This is a genomic window from Bradyrhizobium sp. 18BD (assembly GCF_054185225.1).
This window is the reverse complement of record NZ_JAVAYL010000021.1, coordinates 66,906-86,435: the sequence shown is the minus strand read 5'-3', so window position 1 is coordinate 86,435 and position 19,530 is coordinate 66,906. Positions and strand designations below refer to the sequence as shown.

General features: G+C 64.1%; 14 protein-coding genes. 7 read left to right on the top strand and 7 right to left on the bottom strand.

The annotated features are described in order from the left end of the window. Positions 1-11: 11 nt before the first annotated feature. Positions 12-869: a prephenate dehydratase gene (locus tag RAD16_RS31630; protein WP_458161738.1), complete on the top strand. Its 858-nt coding sequence runs from the start codon at positions 12-14 to the stop codon at positions 867-869. 47 nt (positions 870-916) lie between these two features. Here RAD16_RS31630 and RAD16_RS31625 read toward each other — a convergent pair whose 3' ends face one another. Continuing rightward, positions 917-1,936: an LLM class flavin-dependent oxidoreductase gene (locus RAD16_RS31625; RefSeq protein WP_458161737.1), complete on the bottom strand. Its 1,020-nt coding sequence runs from the start codon at positions 1,934-1,936 to the stop codon at positions 917-919. Between the two features lie 384 nt (positions 1,937-2,320). On the opposite strand from RAD16_RS31625, the gene metF reads away from it, so the two are divergent. From metF to RAD16_RS31610, 3 genes are all read left to right on the top strand, one after another. Then, complete coding sequence (gene metF / locus RAD16_RS31620) at positions 2,321-3,247, top strand: methylenetetrahydrofolate reductase [NAD(P)H] (RefSeq protein WP_458161736.1); 927 nt, start codon at positions 2,321-2,323, stop codon at positions 3,245-3,247. A 6-nt stretch (positions 3,248-3,253) separates the two neighbouring features. Next, entirely contained in the window at positions 3,254-7,105 is a 3,852-nt protein-coding gene (gene metH / locus RAD16_RS31615; protein ID WP_458161735.1) for a methionine synthase, read from the top strand. Between the two features lie 660 nt (positions 7,106-7,765). Next, positions 7,766-8,533 (top strand): hypothetical protein, encoded by a 768-nt coding sequence (locus tag RAD16_RS31610; RefSeq protein ID WP_458161734.1) that lies wholly within the window; start codon positions 7,766-7,768, stop codon positions 8,531-8,533. A 105-nt stretch (positions 8,534-8,638) separates the two neighbouring features. Here RAD16_RS31610 and RAD16_RS31605 read toward each other — a convergent pair whose 3' ends face one another. Further along, positions 8,639-9,268, bottom strand: a complete 630-nt coding sequence (locus RAD16_RS31605; RefSeq protein ID WP_458161733.1) for a glutathione S-transferase family protein — start codon at positions 9,266-9,268, stop codon at positions 8,639-8,641. A gap of 599 nt (positions 9,269-9,867) precedes the next feature. On the opposite strand from RAD16_RS31605, the gene RAD16_RS31600 reads away from it, so the two are divergent. Genes RAD16_RS31600 through RAD16_RS31590 form a run of 3 tightly spaced genes read left to right on the top strand, consistent with a single transcriptional unit; the run spans position 9,868 to position 13,607 of the window. Then, positions 9,868-10,320, top strand: coding sequence for a hypothetical protein (locus tag RAD16_RS31600; RefSeq protein WP_458161732.1), 453 nt, complete (start codon positions 9,868-9,870; stop codon positions 10,318-10,320). 5 nt (positions 10,321-10,325) lie between these two features. Next, on the top strand, positions 10,326-11,714 hold the full coding sequence (locus tag RAD16_RS31595) for a Dyp-type peroxidase (protein ID WP_458161731.1): 1,389 nt from the start codon (positions 10,326-10,328) through the stop codon (positions 11,712-11,714). Between the two features lie 45 nt (positions 11,715-11,759). Then, complete coding sequence (locus tag RAD16_RS31590; RefSeq protein WP_458161730.1) at positions 11,760-13,607, top strand: di-heme-cytochrome C peroxidase; 1,848 nt, start codon at positions 11,760-11,762, stop codon at positions 13,605-13,607. A gap of 165 nt (positions 13,608-13,772) precedes the next feature. Here the strand turns inward: RAD16_RS31590 and RAD16_RS31585 are convergent, their stop codons facing one another. The 5 genes from RAD16_RS31585 to pimC all read right to left on the bottom strand — a co-directional run bounded on the left by RAD16_RS31585 (position 13,773) and on the right by pimC (position 19,506). Beyond that, a complete protein-coding gene (locus RAD16_RS31585) occupies positions 13,773-14,366 on the bottom strand; it encodes a GNAT family N-acetyltransferase (RefSeq protein ID WP_458161729.1) in 594 nt (197 codons plus the stop codon). Next, entirely contained in the window at positions 14,363-15,868 is a 1,506-nt protein-coding gene (glpK, locus tag RAD16_RS31580) for a glycerol kinase GlpK (RefSeq protein ID WP_458161728.1), read from the bottom strand. Before glpK ends, RAD16_RS31585 begins: the two co-directional genes overlap by 4 nt. Positions 15,869-16,130: 262 nt before the next feature. Beyond that, positions 16,131-16,904: an SDR family NAD(P)-dependent oxidoreductase gene (locus RAD16_RS31575; RefSeq protein ID WP_458161727.1), complete on the bottom strand. Its 774-nt coding sequence runs from the start codon at positions 16,902-16,904 to the stop codon at positions 16,131-16,133. A gap of 174 nt (positions 16,905-17,078) precedes the next feature. Further along, the gene (gene pimD / locus RAD16_RS31570; protein ID WP_458161726.1) at positions 17,079-18,221 is read right to left on the bottom strand and encodes a pimeloyl-CoA dehydrogenase small subunit; all 1,143 of its coding nucleotides are present in this window, start codon (positions 18,219-18,221) and stop codon (positions 17,079-17,081) included. Between the two features lie 94 nt (positions 18,222-18,315). Continuing rightward, positions 18,316-19,506: a pimeloyl-CoA dehydrogenase large subunit gene (pimC, locus tag RAD16_RS31565; RefSeq protein ID WP_458161725.1), complete on the bottom strand. Its 1,191-nt coding sequence runs from the start codon at positions 19,504-19,506 to the stop codon at positions 18,316-18,318. Positions 19,507-19,530: the final 24 nt, after the last annotated feature.

Here is a 19,530-nt window from a genome sequence, read left to right as displayed (position 1 = left end):
CAAGGCCCGTCATGAGCAAGATGAAGATCGCATTCCAGGGCGAGCCCGGAGCCAATTCCCACATCGCCATCGTCGAGGCCTATCCCGACGCCGAGCCGATGCCCTGCGCCACCTTCGAGGACGCGCTGTCGGCGATTTCGTCGGGTGAGGCCGATCTCGGCATGATCCCGATCGAGAATTCGGTCGCAGGCCGTGTCGCCGACATCCATCACCTTTTGCCGGCCTCCGGCCTCTTCATCATCGGCGAATGGTTCCTGCCGGTCCGCCATCAATTGATGGCGATCAAGGGCACCAAGCTCGAAGACATCAAGAGCGTCGAGAGCCATGTGCATGCGCTCGGCCAGTGCCGACGCATCATCCGCAAGCTCGGCATCAAGGGCATTGTGCACGCCGATACCGCTGGCAGCGCCCGCGACATCTCCGAGCGCAATGACAAGACCGTCGCCGCGATCGCCTCGCGCCTCGCCGCGAAGATCTACGGCCTCGATATCCTCGCCGAGGACATCGAGGACGAGGCGCACAACACCACGCGCTTCGTGGTGCTGGCGCGCGAGCCGAAATGGGCCGCGCAAGGCTCCGGTCCGCTGGTCACGACTTTTGTATTTCGGGTGCGCAACTTGCCCGCCGCGCTCTACAAGGCGCTCGGCGGCTTTGCCACCAACGGTGTCAACATGACCAAGCTCGAGAGCTACATGGTCGACGGCAATTTTTTCGCCACGCAATTTTATGCCGACGTTGACGGCCACCCCGATGACAAGGGCCTTGCGTTTGCGATCGAGGAGCTGAAATTCTTCTCGCGCGAATTCCGCATCGTCGGCGTCTATCCCGGCCACCCGTTCCGCGCGACCTTCAGCGAGACGCAGGATTAGTGGCGTGTCCCGGACGCGCGAAGCGCGAGCCGGGGCACGAGAGCGGTTTACGCGGCTTCTCTTTTCGCCAGCCCGAACGCCTCCGCCAGCAGCGAATACGATTTCTTGCGCGCCTCGTGATCGTACACGGCCGTGATCACCATCAATTCGTCCGGCTTGCTGGCATCGATCAACGGCTGCAGCTTTTTCTGCACGGTTGCCGGATTGCCGACGAACAGGCGTGAGCGGTTGCGCTTGATCGAGGTGCGCTCGGAATCCGTATAGGGATAGGCCAGCGCTTCCTCGACGCTCGGCAGCGGCAGGTATTGACCCCGGTCGCGGCGCAGGCGGTTGAGGTCGAACGAGGTCGCGAGCTTTTCGGCCTCCTCGTCGGTGTCGGCCGTGATCACGGCGACCGCGAGGATCGCGTGCGGGCTCGCGCTCCAGGCCGACGGCTGGAAATGGTCGCGGTAATGCACCATTGCGTCGATCGCATCGTGGGACGCGAAATGATGGGCGAAGGCGAAGCCCATGCCGACCTGAGCGGCGAGCTCCGAGGAATAATCGCTGGAACCGAGCAGCCAGATCGGCGGCAGCGGCGTGTCATCCGGCATCGCGACGACATTGTGATAGGGATGCCCCGCGGGGAATTCGCGGGTCTGCCACAGGATCAGCTCGTGCAGCCGCTCGAGGAAATCGTCGCCCTCGCGGCGATCGAGCCGACTTCTGAGGGCATAGGCCGTGGCACGGTCGGTGCCGGGGGCGCGGCCGAGGCCAAGATCGATACGGCCGGGAAACAGCGCCTCCAGCATCTTGAAGCGTTCGGCCACGACCAGCGGGGCATGGTTGGGCAGCATCACCCCGCCGGAGCCGACGCGGATGTGCTTGGTCACCGCCGCGATCTGCCCGATCATCACGTCGGGCGCGGGGCTTGCGACCGAGGCGAGGTTGTGGTGCTCGGCGAGCCAGTAGCGGACGAAGCCGAGCCCGTCGACATGGCGCGCCAGGTCGATGCTGTTGCGCAGCGCCGCGGCCGGCTTCGTGCCTGTGGTGACGACCGAGAGATCGAGGACTGAGAGCGGGATCATGGCGCGCTAACCTAGTGGAGGCCGGCGCCGCGGCAATGGGTCAACTGCGCAGGTCTGGCGCGCGCCGGTAGAGACGCCGCGGGTCGGGTCAGTTGTGACGTTGGGACATCGGCCGCGCAGACAGCATAGTCTTCATACTGCCCACTCAGCTGAACCACACTAGACAATCGCCTCATTTTTCATAATTATCTGATTTTACTTACATATGTAAAATTAGCACGATTCCCACCCATACTTCGATTACAGCTCAGTTTTGCCGTCCACAAGGCAAAGTGGGCCACTTCCCATCCCCGATGGGCTGTCGAATGCGGCCGCTTTGGCTTATGTTGGACGCTTGCAATTGAGACCGACGCCGACCGTCCAGACCCTGGAGTAAGTGGTGCCATGACCGATCCGACGACGCCTGCCCATCCTAACGGGCAAGACGGGCATCTCGCCTCCAAGCGGCCTGCGATCTCGTTCGAGTTCTTTCCGCCCAAGACCGAAGATATGGAGCGCAATCTCTGGGAGACCATCAACCGGCTCGCCCCGCTCGACCCGAAATTCGTCTCCGTGACCTATGGCGCCGGCGGCTCGACGCGTGAGCGCACCCATTCGACCATCTCCCGCATCCTGAAGGAGACCACCCTGCTGCCGGCCGCACATCTCACCTGCGTCGGCGCATCGCGCGGCGAGATCGACGAGATCGTCGACCGCTACCACGAGGTCGGCGTCCGCCACATCGTGGGCCTGCGCGGCGACCCCGCCGGCGGCATCGGCACGCCCTATTCCAGCCATCCCGACGGCTACCAGAGCTCGGCCGAGCTCGTCGCCGGAATCAAGAAGCGGCATGCGGATATCGAAGTGTCGGTCTCGGCCTATCCCGAGAAGCACCCTGAAGCCCGCGACTTCGACGACGATCTCGACACGCTGCAAGCCAAGGTCGATGCCGGCGCGACGCGCGCGATCACCCAGGTGTTCTTCGATAACGATCTCTACTTCCGCTATCTCGACCGCGTCCGTGCGCGCGGCATCAACATCCCGATCGTGCCGGGCATCATGCCCATGCACAATTTCAAGCAGGCCCGCAATTTCGTCACCCGCGCCGGCACCACCGTGCCGGACTGGTTCGCCGCGAAATTCGAGGGCCTCGATGACGACGCCGAGACCCGCAAGCTGGTGGCCGCAACCGTCGCCGCCGGCCAAGTGCAGAAGCTCGCCAAGCACGGCGTCGACACCTTTCATTTCTACACCATGAACCGCGCCGATCTCGTGTTCGCGATCAGCCATTTGCTCGGCATTCGCGCCAAGAGCGCGCAGAAGGCGGCTTAAGACAACATGACCGTATCTCCCTCTCCGAAACGAACTGCCCTCATCAACGCCGCGCGCGAGCGCATCCTCGTGCTCGACGGCGCCATGGGCACGATGATCCAGAACCTGCAGTTCGACGAAGCCGCCTTCCGGGGCGAGCGCTTCAAGAACTTCCATCGCGACCTGCGCGGCAACAACGACCTGTTGATCCTGACCCAGCCGCAGGCGATCGAGGACATCCACGCCGCCTACTTGCGCGCCGGCGCCGACATCGTCGCGACCAACACGTTCTCGACCACCTCGATCGCGCAGGCCGATTACGACCTCACCGACATTGTGTATGAAATGGCGCGCGAAGGCGCCCGCCTCGCCGGCAATGCCGCCCGCCGCGTCGAGGCCGAGGACGGCAAACCGCGCTTCGTCGCAGGCGCCATCGGCCCGACCAATCGCACCGCCTCGATCTCGCCCGACGTCTCCAACCCCGGCTACCGCGCCGTCACGTTCGACGATCTGCGCAAGTCCTATAGCGAGCAGATTAACGGCATGCTCGACGGCGGCGTCGACCTGCTTCTGGTCGAAACCATTTTCGATACACTGAACGCCAAGGCGGCGCTCTATGCGATCGCCGAGATCACCGAAGCGCGCGGCATCGACGTGCCGGTGATGGTGTCGGGCACCATCACCGACAAGTCCGGCCGTCTGCTCTCCGGCCAGATGCCGGAAGCGTTCTGGAACTCGGTGCGGCACGCCAAGCCCGTCACCATCGGCTTCAACTGCGCGCTCGGCGCCGAAGACCTGCGCGCCCATATCGCCGATATCGGTCGCGTCGCCGACACGCTTGTCTGTGCCTATCCGAATGCCGGCTTGCCCAACGAATTCGGCCAGTATGACGAGACGCCGGAATACATGGCGCGCCTCGTCGGCGAGTTCGCGCGCGACGGCCTCGTCAACATCGTCGGCGGCTGCTGCGGCACCACGCCGGACCACATCGCGGCGATCGCTGCCGCTGTCGCCCCGCACAAGCCGCGCATCGTGCCCGAGATCGCATCAAAGCTGCGGCTCTCCGGCCTCGAGCCGTTCGTGCTGACGGATGCGATCCCATTCGTGAACGTCGGCGAGCGCACCAACGTCACGGGCTCGGCGAAATTCCGCAAGCTGATCACCAATGGCGACTACACCGCCGCGCTGCAGGTCGCACGTGACCAGGTCGAGAACGGCGCGCAGATCATCGACGTCAACATGGACGAAGGCCTGCTCGACTCTGAAGCCGCGATGGTGACCTTCCTCAACCTCGTCGCCGCCGAGCCCGACATCGCCCGCGTGCCTGTCATGGTCGACTCGTCGAAATTCTCCGTGATCGAGGCCGGCCTGAAATGCGTGCAGGGCAAGCCGGTCGTCAACTCGATCTCGATGAAGGAAGGCGAAGAGAAGTTCATCCACGAAGCGAAGATCGCCCGCCGTCACGGCGCGGCTGTCGTGGTCATGGCGTTCGACGAGGTCGGCCAGGCCGACACGTTCGCGCGCAAGACCGAGATCTGCAAGCGCGCCTACGACATCCTGGTCAACCGCGTCGGCTTCCCGCCGGAAGACATCATCTTCGATCCGAATATTTTCGCGATCGCGACCGGCATCGAGGAGCACAACAATTACGGCGTCGACTTCATCGAGGCGACGCGCTGGATCCGCCAGAACCTGCCGGGCGCGCACATCTCGGGCGGCGTCTCCAACCTGTCGTTCTCGTTCCGCGGCAACGAACCGGTGCGCGAAGCCATGCATTCGGTGTTCCTGTATCATGCCATCAAGGCCGGCATGGATATGGGTATCGTCAATGCCGGTCAGATGATCGTCTATGACGACATCGACCCCGAGCTGCGCCAGACCTGCGAGGACGTCGTCCTCAACCGCGACGCGGGCGCGTCCGAGCGCCTGCTGGCGCTCGCGGAGAAATTCCGCGGCAAGAAGACGGAGAGCAAGGAAGCCGATCTCGCCTGGCGCGAATGGCCGGTGGAGAAGCGCCTGTCGCATTCGCTGGTGCACGGCATCACCGAATTCATCGAGCAGGACACCGAAGAGGCCCGCAAGAACTCCTCGCGGCCGCTCGACGTGATCGAGGGACCGCTGATGGCCGGCATGAACGTCGTCGGCGACCTCTTCGGCGACGGCAAGATGTTTTTGCCGCAGGTGGTGAAGTCGGCGCGCGTCATGAAGCAGGCGGTGGCCTGGCTGATGCCGTTCATGGAGGAAGAGAAGGCGCGCAACCTCGCCAGCGGCATCGGAACCGAAGGCTCCTCGTCCGCCGGCAAGATCGTGCTCGCGACCGTCAAGGGCGACGTCCACGACATCGGCAAGAACATCGTCGGCATCGTGCTCCAGTGCAACAATTACGAGGTCATCGACCTCGGCGTGATGGTGCCTGCCGCCAAGATCGTCGAGACCGTGAAAGCGGAGAAGGCCGACATCGTCGGTCTCTCCGGCCTGATCACGCCGTCGCTCGACGAGATGGCGTTCTTCGCGGGCGAACTGCAGCGCGAAGGCCTCAAGCTGCCGCTGCTGATCGGCGGCGCCACCACCAGCCGCGTGCACACGGCGGTGAAGATCGACCCGAGCTATCGCGCCGGTCCCGTCGTGCATGTCAACGACGCCAGCCGCGCGGTCGGCGTTGCCTCCTCGCTGCTCTCGCCCGAGAAGCGCGAGGCTTACGCGGCCGAGGTCCGCGCCGAATACGCCAAGATCTCGGACGCGCATCTGCGCGCGCAGGCCGACAAGAAGCGGCTGAAGCTGGAGGCCGCCCGCGCCAACCGCGTGCCGGTCGACTTTGCCAAGAACAAGCCGGTGAAGCCGACCTTCCTCGGCACCAGGAGCTTCGACGAATACGATCTCGCCGAGCTCGTGCCCTATATCGACTGGACGCCGTTCTTCCAGACCTGGGAGCTCGCGGGACGTTTCCCTGCCATCCTCGACGACGCCAAGGTCGGCGAAGTCGCGCGCTCGCTCTACGACGATGCGCGCAAAATGCTCGACACCATCGTCAAGGAAAAGTGGTTCCGGGCGCGCGCCACCGTCGGCTTCTGGCCGGCGAATGCGCAAGGCGACGACATCGTGCTCTATGCCGACGAAAGCCGGACCAAGCAGATCGCGACGCTGCACACGCTGCGCCAGCAGCTCGAGAAGCGCGAAGGACGCTTCAACGCGGCGCTGTCAGACTTCATCGCGCCCGCGGGCGTGCCCGACTATGTCGGCGGCTTCGTGGTCACCGCCGGCATCGGCGAGGACGCGGTCGCCGACCGCTTCAAGATGGCCAATGACGACTACTCCTCGATCCTGTGCAAGGCGCTGGCCGACCGTCTTGCGGAGGCCTTTGCGGAGCGCATGCATGCCCGCGTGCGCCGCGAGTTCTGGGCCTATGCACCGGACGAGGCACTCTCCAACGATGAGCTGATCCTCGAAAAGTATCAGGGCATTCGCCCCGCGCCCGGCTATCCCGCGCAGCCCGATCACACCGAGAAGGCGACGCTGTTCGAACTGCTCGATGCGGAAGCGACCGCCGGCGTGAAGCTGACCGAGAGCTTTGCGATGTGGCCGGGCTCGTCCGTATCCGGGCTCTATTTCGCGAACCCCGAGAGCTATTATTTCGGCGTCGGCAAGATCGAGCGCGACCAGGTCGAGGACTACGCCGCGCGCAAGGGCATGACGGTGGCAGAGACCGAGCGCTGGCTCGCGCCGGTGCTGAACTACATCCCGTCGCAGCAGGGCGCGAAGGACAGCTTTGCAGCGACGCCGGCGAACGACGTCGCCGCGACCGACCTCGCCTCGCATCCCCCGGGCTGCACCTGCGCGGTGCATCTCGTCTGGCAGAAGAAGCGCGCGGGGGCGGGCTAGGCCCGCCCTTCGCTCCCCCAAAACCAAAAAAGTGCGAAAACAACCCCATGCACAGTAGCGATGGGGTTGAAAGGCTTGCGCAATTTCGGTCTTGCCGAAATGGCTTGCGGCGTCGGGCAAAACAGGGGTAGTATTGCATCATCGCCTGCTGCGTCAGTTTCGCACTCCGGCGGACCAGCGCCCCGGTTTCGTCATTGCGAGCGCAGCGAAGCAATCCAGAGTCTTGCCCCGGAGGGATTCTGGATTGCTTCGCTGCGCTCGCAATGACGGAGCAAGTGGCGACGTCACGACGTTCAATTGACATCCCCGGTTCGTAGCCCGCATGAGCGAAGCGACATGCGGGGCCGGTCTTCCCGGATGTCGCTTCGTTCATCCGGGCTACAGCGCATCGTGCAACCAGCGCGAAAGCAACGTTCGCTCGCAACTTGCTCGCCTGTGTCCGCGGGAACCCGCCGCTTGTGAACCCATTCACTTGTCCGCGCAACCTCGATTCGATATTCTCTTGGCCTACTACCTTCAAACCGATGGTTTGCTTGGGATCGAGCATATGAAGCAGTTCATTGCACTGTTCGTCGCCGCGATCGCTCTTGTCGTACTCCCCACGATTGCCGCCGCGGACTGTCCGAAAGGCTACGTGCCATGCGGCGAACGAAACCAGTTGTGCTGTCCAAGAAAGTAGGAAGCCGCAAATGGCTCTGGCTGGGTAGCGGAGTCTTCATCGCAATTGGCCTCGTGATGGTCGCAGCCTGGGTCGGGTTTGGGCGCAAGAAGCAGACGATCACCGCCATTCTGTCCGATACCGGATATTTCGAGGTGGTGCCGCCGAGCACGTTCGGCGGGCCCGGCACCATCAACACGATCGAATATCTCAGCAACGGCCGGCTGGAGCTGCATCCGACCTGCGATGTCGACCCCGCGCTACTGACCGGCAAGATCCAGAAATCGCCGACCGTGGACCGCGACCTCAAGCAGTCGCTCGAGAAGAATCTCGACGTGTCCGCACAGGTCAGGGACAAGCTGTCCGCCGTCGCCGGCATGCAGGAGGTCGATTCGATCCACCTCAAGCTCGAGAACGCCAACATCCTGCTGATTTCCGACGAGTCGCTGATCTCGACCCGCAACGCCCTGCTGAAGGCCGAATGCGAGGATGCGATCACGCAGAACATTTCGAGCGGCGGCATCGTGTGCCAGACGCGCTCCGTGCTGGAGGCCGATGTCGTCTACGAGATCAAATATCATAACAGGATCTCGATGGAGGAGCGGGCCAAGCTGACGTCCGAGATCGCCGCGAAGCTCGACCTGGACGCGCACCAGGGCGGCGACGACAAGGTGTCGGGCTCTCAACTGTTCTTCGGCATCAGGCTGTCGCCCAATCCGATCGTGCTGAAGACCGCAACGGGCGAGATCAAGCCGTGTACGCGGAGGTAGGGTCGACGCAGATGTGGTTGTAGCCCGCATGAGCAAAGCGACATGCGGGGCGGTGGCTCCCGGATATCGCTCCGCTCATCCGGGCTACGACACCTCGCGCCCCACTCACCCCTTCGGCGGCGCCAGCGGCTGCACGATCACCTGGAACGGCGCCAGCGCCTCGCAACGGCCGGCATGGGCCGCGAGTGCCGGATAGCGCTCGGCATCGAATAATTGCGGATGCGCCTCGCGGGTGAAGCGCACGACGCAGGCGACGACGATGTCGGCGTGGCCGATGCGATCCCCCAGCCAGTACGGGGGCGTCACCGCGGCGCGCTCGGCTTCGAGCACGTTCAGCACGTCGCCGATCTGCGCCTCGCAGCGCTCGACCCATAGCGCGAGCTGCTCCTTCCGCAGCACGCGCTCGTAAAGCAGGCTCACCGCCTTGTCACCGAGGCCGGAGGCGAGCGCGCAGATGCGCAAATGCCTGCGCCGCCCGGCGCCGCCGCGCGGAAGCATCGCTTTCTCAGGGCCAACGAACTCGTCGAGATAATCGAGGATGGCCATGCTCTCGATCAGCGCCTCGCCATCGTCGAGCACCAGCGTCGGCACGCGGCGCAGCGGGTTGTACGGCGCGATCTTGCCGGCATCGCCGAAGGTCGACCACGGCCTGTGCTCGAAGGCGAGCCCGTAGAGCCGCAGCGCAATCGCGACGCGGCGAACGAAGGGGGAGTCGTATTGGCCGATCAGGAACATGGTTCGGGTGCCTCTCTGTTGTTGGACCCGGCGGGGCCGTTCAGTTCATCGTCCTTGCGGGCTCCTTGCAACAAATATCTCGGAACAAGAGCATCCTGCGTCATTGCGAGCGTAGCGAAGCAATCCAGAATCTCTCTGCGGAAGCAGCCTGGATTGCTTCGTCGCAAGGGCTCCTCGCAATGACGATGTGGAGGGAGCCGTGTAGCCCGCATGGAGCGGAGCGGAATGCGGGGACGCTGTCCCGGATTGCGCTGCGCTCCATTCGGGCTACGGCGCCACCGCGCATTGATGCGCTGATTTGAAGAGCCACGACGGCGCCCCACACTCCGTCATTGCGAGTGCAGCGAGGCAATCCAGAATCTTTCCGCGGAGGCAGCCTGGATTGCTTTGTCGCGAGGGCTCCTCGCAATGACAGTGTGGAGAGAGCTACAGATCAACGAACATCACTCGATCATCGTCGCGTGTTTCAGTGAAGCACTTCACAAACTGTAGTTGCAAATGTGCTAAAATACAGGCGTGAAGCAATCGGGGGACGCATGCAGCCACGCCGCGACTGAGCCGTTCGCAACGGCTCTGGCGGACAACAGGGAGGAATTGCCATGGCCGTCGTCCTGAAGATGGGTAAGATCAGCGCCCTGACCGCAATCACCAAGATCCTTCCCGATCATGCCGAAGCGTTGCGCAAGACGCTTCAGGGGCTGACCGCGGCAAACGGCGGCAAGATCTCTTCTCTCGGCACGATCCATATCGTGCGCTGGGTCATCTTCGATAACGATACGCGTTTGTTCTTTGCGACGAATTTCGACGGCGACGTCGAAGACTATATGCGCGATTTCGCCGAGCGGGCGCCCGATGGCATCGACGCGATCTGGGGCCATTGTGAAGGGTATCCGGGTGCGCGCGATTATCCCAAGCTGCGCGACTACATTCTCGGCAGCGGCGTCGAGACCGACGGCTATTACTGCGCCTATCCGAACTCCACCGTCGCTGATATCAACAAGGCGCTGGACTGGAAGGGCAAGTTCGACAAATTCCTCGGCCAGATCGGTTGACGGACATGCCCGCCCCGTCGGTCGCCGGCGACCTGGATCGGGCCGATATCCAGGGAATGGCGATGCGGCCGTATCGCTTCCCGGTCGCGCATTATCATCTGCTGAACGTAAGCGACGCAGCTCGCGCCCGGCGGTGGTTCGGGGGCGCTGCCAGGCGATGCACGACCGTCGCAAATCTGGACGCATCGCCATCACTGGGCTTGAACGTCGCCCTCTCCTGGCAGGGCCTGTCGGCAATCGGTACGCCAGAGTCCAGCCTGTCGAGCTTTCCGCAGGAATTCCAGCAAGGAATGGCTGCGCGCGCCGATCGGCTCGGCGATGTCGGCGACAGCGCCCCGGCGCGGTGGGACCCACCGTTCGACAAGAGCGTGCATGCGCTGGTCGTGGTCAGTACAATGACGGTCGCGGATCGTGATGCCGCTTCGGCAGCTTTGCTGTCTGAAATCCGCGACAACGGCCTGGCCGTGGCAGGGACGATCGATGCGCAATTGCTGCCCGGGCCGGATGGCAGGCCAATTCCCGTCGAGCACTTCGGGTATCGCGACGGCATTACGCAGCCCGCGATCGAAGGCAGTGGGGAGCCCGTCCTGCCCGGCGCGGGCATCCCGGACGGAGGCGATTGGCGCGCCCTGAAGGCAGGTGAGTTCGTCCTCGGGCGGCCCGATGAGACAGGCGCAGTCCCTGACCTGCCCACGTCGGCAAGTCTGAGCCTCAACGGCAGCTTCGTGGTGTTGCGCAAGCTGCATCAGCATGTCTGGGCCTTTCGGGATTTTCTGCGGCGCTCCGCCACCGATGACGCCGACGTCGCACTACTCGCGGCGAAGATGATGGGGCGCTGGCCAAGTGGCGCACCGATGTCATTGGCTGCAGCGCAGGACGACCCGGTGCTCGCCGCAGATCCGATGCGAAACAATCAATTCACGTATCTCGACGATTTGAAGGGAACGAACTGCCCGCTGGGCGCCCACGTGCGGCGCCTCAATCCGCGCTCGGGGCTGACAGGCCCGAATGGTGCATCCGTCCATCGGCATCGACTGCTGCGCCAGGGTTTGCCCTATGGATCGTACCTTCCCGCGGATGCGACGGCCGATGACGGTGCCGAGCGCGGCGCCATCATGTTGCTGGTCAACGCCGACATCGCGCGTCAATTCGAATTCGTTCAGAAAGTCTGGATCAACGACGGCGACTTCGCTGGCCTCGGCAGCGACAAGGATCCGATGATCGGCGGCAATAACGGGAGCGGAAGCTTCACGATCCCGCGTGCCGGCGCGCCGCGGCGTCGATTGGCCGGACTGCCGGCGTTCGTGAGTACACGCGGCGGAGAGTACTTCTTCCTGCCGGGCATCGCGGCGTTGCGATCCCTTGCCGATTCCCTTGCGGAGACGGCGTTGTGATCGATTCAGGCTGAGTTCTTCAACAGCCTGCCAAGGAGAAACAAAATGGCGTGGAAACCGAATTCAATCGTCGCCTCGCTGTCCCTGCTCTTCTCGGTTGCCGTTGCCGCGCTCGTCGTGATCGGGGCAGCGATGGGCTACCCCTATGTCGCCAAGGTCTATGACGGGATCAAAGTGAAGTTGCCGGAGTATCCGACGGCGCAGAAGACCCGCTGGCTCGATCAGAACTGGAAGGACCAGCGCGACTGGGTTCACCACGCCGATCAGGGCACGGCGACGTTCCACATCCCTTACGAATGGTTCATGGCGCTTGAACGGCCGGAGTTGTCGCTGACGTCGGTGGGACTCCTGAGCGACCCCGCTTATCTCGACCGCTTCGGATTCATTCCCGATCCGGCCGACCCCAAGCTCGGCTTGCCTGTCGGCATGGCGCGCGGCAAGGCCATGGTCGACGCCACCGCACAACCCTGGAGAAATCCGCGGGCGCCGTACAATGACATGACGCGGATCGGGCTGACCTGCGCGGCATGCCACACCGGACGTTTCACCTATCAGGGAACGGAATTCCTGGTCGACGGCGGCCCGGCGCTGACGGATCTCGGCAAGTTCAGGACCGCGCTGGGCCTGTCGCTGGCGTTCACGCGCTTCGTGCCCTACCGCTTCGACCGGTTTGCCGAGAAGGTGATCGGACCAGACCCGAGCGAGATGGAAAAGACCCAGTTGCTGGCGCAACTCGACAAGGTCCTGGCGCAGGGCAAGGGGCTGTCCGATCTCGACGCCATGGTTGCCCCGCAAAGCGTGGTCGAGGGGTTCGGCAGGCTCGACGCGTTGAACCGTATCGGCAACGAGGTCTTTGCGATCGACCTCAAGATTCCCGCCAACTATGCCGCCACGTCCGCGCCGGTGCATTTCCCGCGCATCTGGGATGCCTCGTGGTTCGATTGGGTCCAGTACAACGCATCGATCGAACAGCCCATGGTGCGCAATGCCGGTGAGGCCATGGGCGTCTCCGCGATGGTCAATCTGACGGACGCGAGGGGAGCCTTGTTCAACTCCGGTATCGAAATCATGAACCTGGACAGGATCGAGAAATCGCTGGCCGGGAAGCAGCCGAATGAAAGCGCGGGCTTCACCGGGTTGAAGTCGCCACAATGGCCTGCCGAGCTTCCTCCGATCGACAAGAATCTCGCCGAGCAAGGCGCGGCGCTCTACAGGGAGCATTGCCAGGGGTGCCACCAGGCGCCGGTGAGCAGTGCCGAGTTCTGGACGTCCGATCGCTGGTCGCTGCCGGACAAGCGGAAGGAGGAACGTTATCCAGGCGAGCGTTATCTCCGCCTCACGGTCGTCCCGATCACGCGGATCGGCACCGACCCGGCGCAGGCCCAGGACATGCTCAATCGCAAGGTCACGGTGCCGCGGGAGCTCGATATTGCCTCCGACAGTTTCGGCCCGGCGCTCGGCCTGGTCACCGCGAAAACCGTGGCGCATTGGTACGACAGCCAGACACCACCGATCGGGACGGAACAGCGCGACGAGCTGAATGGATACCGCGACAACGGCATCCAGGCGCCGCTGGCCTACAAGGCGCGTCCGCTCAACGGGATATGGGCAACGCCGCCGTATTTGCACAACGGTTCGGTGCCGAACCTTTATGCCCTGCTGTCGCCGGTCAATGAGCGGCCGGAGAAATTTTATCTCGGCAACCGCGAATATGACCCGGTCAATGTCGGATATCACTACGACAAATTGGATGGCGGATTCGAGCTCGACACGAGGATCCGGGGCAACCACAACACCGGGCACGAGTTCAACAATGGAAAGGACGGCGTGATCGGGCGCCTGTTGACACCGCAGGAGCGGCGGGCGCTGGTTGAGTTTTTGAAGACGATGTGAGGGAAGGGGCCGGCGCATCGACACGCCGAGTCGAAGAGCGACAGCCACGCCTCACTCTCCGTCATTGCGAGCGTAGCGAAGCAATCCAGGATCTCTCCGCGGAGGGATCTGGATTGCTTCGTCGCTTCGCTCCTCGCAATGACGGTGAGGACGCAGCTTCGCCCACTACCCGATGATCGGCACGTGCTTCGCCGCATCGCGCGGCGCGGTGCCGTCGAGGCGCGGATCATCGGCGATCTCGATCTGGCGGCGGAACGGGCGGAAGCCGGAGCGTTGATAGAACGCGACGGCCGACGGATGGTCGAAGGTGCAGGTGTGCACCCAAACGCGGCGCACCTCGCCGGACCATGCGCGCGCCAATGCGCGGTTCATCAGGAAGCGGGCGGCACCTCGTCCGATCAGGCGCGCGGTGACGCCGAAATAAACCAGCTCGCACTGGCCGGGCTCGCGAAAATCCAGCTCCAGCAGGCCTTCGTCGCGGCCGTCCACGGCCAGGGCATAGATCTCTATCCCCGTCGCGTTGATGATGGCGGCGAGCTCGGAATCGTTCATGCGGGCGCGCGAGAACCACAGCCACTCTTCGCCGACGCGGCGGAAGAGATCGCGATACCAGTCGAGCGCAGGCGTATCGACCTTGCGCAGCGACCAGTTGCCCGGCGGATCGTCGCGGCGCGCGGGCGGCGCGGTCATCTCCAGATGGGTGACGACCGCGGCGATCTTTCCGTCCGGCACATCGGAATAGCCGTCGGGCAGGATCACCCTTCGCCCTCGTCGCTCGCCAGCACGCCCTTCACCGCGCGCGCCCAGCCTGCGAGCTTCCGCTCGCGCGTCGCCTGGCTCATGTTCGGCTTGAAGCGGTGCTCGAGGCGCCAATTGTCGGCGAACTTCGTCGGCTCCGGATAGACGCCGGCGTTGAGGCCGGCGAGGTAGGCTGCGCCGAGCGCTGTCGTCTCCTGGATCACGGGGCGATCGACCGGCGCGTCGAGGAGATCGGCGAGGCGCTGCATGGTCCAGTCCGAAGCGGTCATGCCGCCGTCGACGCGGAGCACGACGCTGGCGGTTTCCGAGCTCGGCCAGTCCGCGCGCATCGCGGCCCACAGGTCGAAGGTCTGGTAGCAGACGCTTTCGAGCGCGGCATGCGCAAGCTCGGCAGGGCCTGTGTTGCGGGTGAGGCCGAACAGCGCCCCGCGCACGCGCGGGTTCCAGTAAGGCGCGCCCATGCCGACGAAGGCCGGCACGAGATAGACGCTCTGCATGGAATCCGATTGGTCGGCAAGCGGTCCGGTCTCGGCGGCGTGCTTGATGATGCCGAGGCCGTCGCGCAGCCACTGCACGGCGCTGCCCGCGACGAAGATCGAACCTTCGAGCGCGTAGGTGCGTTTTCCCTCGAGCTGATAGGCGACGGTGGTGAGCAGCTTGTTCTTCGACACGACAGGCGTCGTGCCGGTGTTGAGCAGGGCAAAACAGCCGGTGCCGTAGGTCGACTTCATCATGCCCGGGCGGAAGCAGGCCTGGCCGATGGTCGCAGCCTGCTGGTCGCCGGCGATGCCTGATATCGCGATGGCGCCGCCGAACAGATCGGGCGTGCTCTCGCCGAAGCGCGCCGAAGAGTCCTTCACCTCGGGCAGCATCGAGCGCGGCACGCCGATGATCTCCAAGAGCTCGTCGTCCCACTGGCCGGTGTGGATGTTGAACAGCAGCGTGCGCGAGGCGTTGGTGGCGTCGGTGGCGTGCACCTTGCCGCCGGTGAGGCGCCAGAGCAGGTAGCAGTCGATGGTGCCGAACATCAGCTCGCCGCGGGCGGCGCGCGCGCGGGCGCCGGGGACGTGGTCGAGGATCCAGGCGACCTTGGTGCCGGAGAAATAGGGATCGATGATCAGGCCGGTTTTTTGCGAGATCACGGGCTCGCGGCCGTCGGCCTTGAGTTTCGCGCAGATGTCGGCGGTGCGGCGGTCCTGCCAGACGATGGCGCGGTGAACGGCCTGCCCGGTGGCGCGGTCCCACACCACTGTCGTCTCGCGCTGGTTGGTGATGCCGATCGCGGCGATGTCCTTTGCGCTGATGCCGGCATGCTCGATCGCCTCGCGGCAGACCATCACGGTCGAGGTCCAGATGTCCTCCGGTTCGTGCTCGACCCAGCCCGAGGCCGGAAAATGCTGCGGAAACTCGGCCTGCGCCTTCGCCGCGATGGAAATATCGCCGCGAAACACGATCGCGCGCGAAGAGGTGGTGCCCTGGTCGATGGCAAGGACGAAAGACATGGCGGCTTACCTTGGCGTTTTCTTGGGCGTTATCCCTGGAGGGATCATTGTGTCGCGCCAAAGGGAGCGGATTAGGGCGGCAAGGTCAATACCAGCGGCACCGCCTTGTTCACCTCGCCCCGCTTGCGGGGAGAAGTCGGAATTCGCGCGAAGCGCGGATTCCGGGTGAGGGGGTACAGATACCTCGGCGATCTCAAGCGTGGAGAGAGGTCCCTCACCCCACCCCTCTCCCCGCAAGAGCGGGGCGAGGGAGTAGACCGCGCTACACCGCCGCCGTTGTCACGCCGCCGTCGATGACGATGGTCTGGCCGGTCATGAAGCTGGACGCATCCGAGGCGAGATAGGCGACCGCGCCGGCGATCTCGTCGGGTTCGCCGATGCGGCGCAGCGGGGTCGTGGCGGTGCGGCGCTTGAGGTTGGCTTCGTCTTCCCACAGCGCGCGGGCGAAATCGGTTTTCACGAGGCCGGGCGCGATGCAGTTGACGCGCACGCCTTTCGGGCCCCATTCGCCGGCGAGCGAGCGGCACAGCGCGAAATCGGCCGCCTTGGAGATGCCGTAGGCGCCGATCACGGTGGAGCCGCGCAAGCCGCCGATCGAGGAAATGATGACGACCGAGCCGCCTCCGCGCTCGGCCATCTGCGGGATCGCGAGCGCGGAGAGCCAGATGTTGCTCTTGACGTTCGAGCCCATGATCTTGTCGAAGGCTTCGTCGGTGATGTCGAGCAGCGGGCCGTAATAGGGGTTCACCGCGGCGTTGCAGACCAGGATGTCGATCTTGCCGTAATGTTTTGTGGCGCCGGAGATCAGCGCCTCGACCTCGGCCTTGCGCGCGATGTTGCAGGGGATGACGATGGCATCGCCGCCGGAAGCATTGATGCCGTCGGCGACTTCCTTGCAGGCGTCGGCCTTGCGGGAGGACACCACGACCTTGGCGCCGAGCTTTGCGAGCAGTTCGGCGGAAGAGCGGCCGATGCCGCGGCTGGAGCCGGTGACGATTGCGACCTTGCCGGTGAGATCGAACGGGGTGCTTTTCATTGTTGTTGCTCCGCTGATGCCATTTGCTGCGTCATTGCGAGGAGCGAAGCGACGAAGCAATTCAGACTATCTCCGCGGACAGATTCTGGATTGCTTCGCTTCGCTCGCAATGACGATGGGGGAGAGATCCCGGGCTCATCGCCTCGCGATGCCCCGGGATGACGGTCGTGACGGTTAGATCAGCCCACCCGCATCCGCGACGCGGCGCTGGTGGTAGTCGGTGTCGCCAAAGCTGTTCTCGATCATGGTGAGGCGCTTGAAGTAGTGGCCGATCTTCGCCTCCATGGTCATGCCGATGCCGCCGTGGAGCTGGATCGCCTGCTGTCCCACGAACTTCAGCGACTTGCCGATCTGCACCTTGGCGGCGGCGATGGCATTGCTGCGCTCCTTGGCGTTCTCGAAATCACCAGCCATGGTCGCGAACATCGACATCGAGCGGGCCTGTTCAGTGGCGACGAACATGTCGGAGGCGCGGTGCTGCAGCGACTGGAACGAGCCGATCGCGACGCCGAACTGCTTGCGCGTCTTGATGTACTCGACCGTGGTCTTGAGCGACTCGTCCATCAGGCCGACCGCCTCGGCGCAGAGCGCGACGCGGGCTTCGTCCACCACGCGCTCGATCAGGGCGAGCGAGTCATCGGGATTGCCGAGCGCGGCGTCACTACCAACTTCAACACCGGTCAAGGTGATGTCGGCGGCGTGCAGGCCGTCCTGGGTCGGGTAGGACTTCTTGGTGATGCCCTTGGCGTTCGCCGGGACCAGGAAGACGCCGATGCCGGTCTTGTCGCGACGATCGCCCTTGGTGCGGGCCGTGACGATCAGCGTCTCGGCGTTCTCGCCGTTGAGCACGACGAATTTTTCGCCGTCGATGACCCAGCCGTCGCCCTTCTTCTTCGCCGTCGTGGTGACGTCGAACAGATCATAGCGCGAGTTCTTCTCGAGCTGGGCAAAGGCGAGCGTCTTGCTGCCGTCGATAATGCCGGGGATGTGCGCGGCCTTCTGCGCATCGCTGCCGGCATGGCGCAGAAAACCGCCGCCGATCACGACCGTTGCCAGATACGGCTCGAGCACCAGCGCCTTGCCGAGCGCCTCCATCACGATCATGGTCTCGACGCCGCCGCCGCCGAAGCCGCCGTCGGCTTCCGCGAAGGGCAGGCCGAGCAGGCCCTGCTCGGCGAGCTTGCCCCAGACGGCCTGGCTCCAGCCGCCCTTCTCCTTCATGTACTTCTTGCGGCTCTCGAAATCGTAGGAATCGGTCAGCAGGCCGTCGATGCTTTCCTTGAGAAGCCGCTGCTCCTCGTTCAGATCAAAATCCATCTCTGTTTCCTCAAAGTCACAAATCTTGCTCGGAGAGAGGCCCCTCACCCCACCCCTCCCCCCGTAAGAACGGGGAGAGGGAGAGGAGAGAGCATCACAATCCCAGCACCGCCTTGGCGATGATGTTGCGCTGGATCTCGTTGGAGCCGCCGTAGATCGAGACCTTGCGGTTGTTGAAGTAGCTCGGCGCGATCTGGGCGGTCCAGTCCATGGCTTCGTTGGAGCCGTCGTCGCCGTGCACGTCGTAGGGCGCGGCGAACGGGCCGATCACTTCCATCAGCAGCTCGGTGGTGGTCTGCTGGATCTCGGAGCCCTTGATCTTCAGCACCGAGGACGCCGGATTGGGCTTGCCCTTGCCGTGCTTGCCTTCATCGGCGACGACACGGAGCTGGGTGAGCTCAAGCGCCTTCAGCTCGATCTCGCAGGCCGCCAGCTTCTCGCGGAAGGCGGCATCCTGGATGATCGGCTTGCCGCCGGATTCGACCTTGCCGGCGAGATCGCGGATGCGGCGCAGCCGCTCCTTGGAGACGCCGACCCGGGCGATGCCGGTGCGCTCATTGCCGAGCAGGAATTTTGCATAATCCCAGCCCTTGTTCTCCTCGCCGATCAGGTTCTCGACGGGCACCTCGACGTCGTCAAAAAACACCTCGTTGACCTCATGGCCGCCGTCGATGGTCTGGATCGGGCGCACGGTGACGCCCTTCGACTTCATCGGGAACACGATGAAGGAGATGCCCATCTGCTTCTTGGCGGTCGCGTCGGTGCGGCAGAGGCAGAAGATCATGTCGGCGTGCTGGGCGAGCGTGGTCCAGGTCTTCTGGCCGTTGATAATCCACTTGTCGCCCTTGCGCTCGGCCTTGGTCTTCAGCGAGGCGAGGTCCGAACCCGAACCCGGCTCCGAAAAACCCTGGCACCACCAATCGTCGACGTTGGCAATGCGCGGCAGGTACTGCTTCTTCTGCTCTTCGTTGCCGAAGGTGTAGATGACGGGGCCGACCATGCTGACGCCGAAGGCGAGCGGCTGCGGCGCCGGATAGGACTGCAGTTCCTCGTTGAAGATGTAGTGCTGCACGCTGGTCCAGCCCGTGCCGCCATATTGCTTCGGCCAGTGGCTGACGCCCCAACCCTTCTTGTTGAGGATGCGCCACCACGTCACCATCTCGTCCTTCGAGAGGTGGCGGCCTTCCACCAGCTTGCGCCGCGTATCCGGCGGCACGTTGTCGCGGAAGAATGAACGCACTTCCTCGCGAAACGCCTGCTCTTCCTTCGTGAATGCGAGATCCATCGGATCCTCCTGTGAAACCAAATT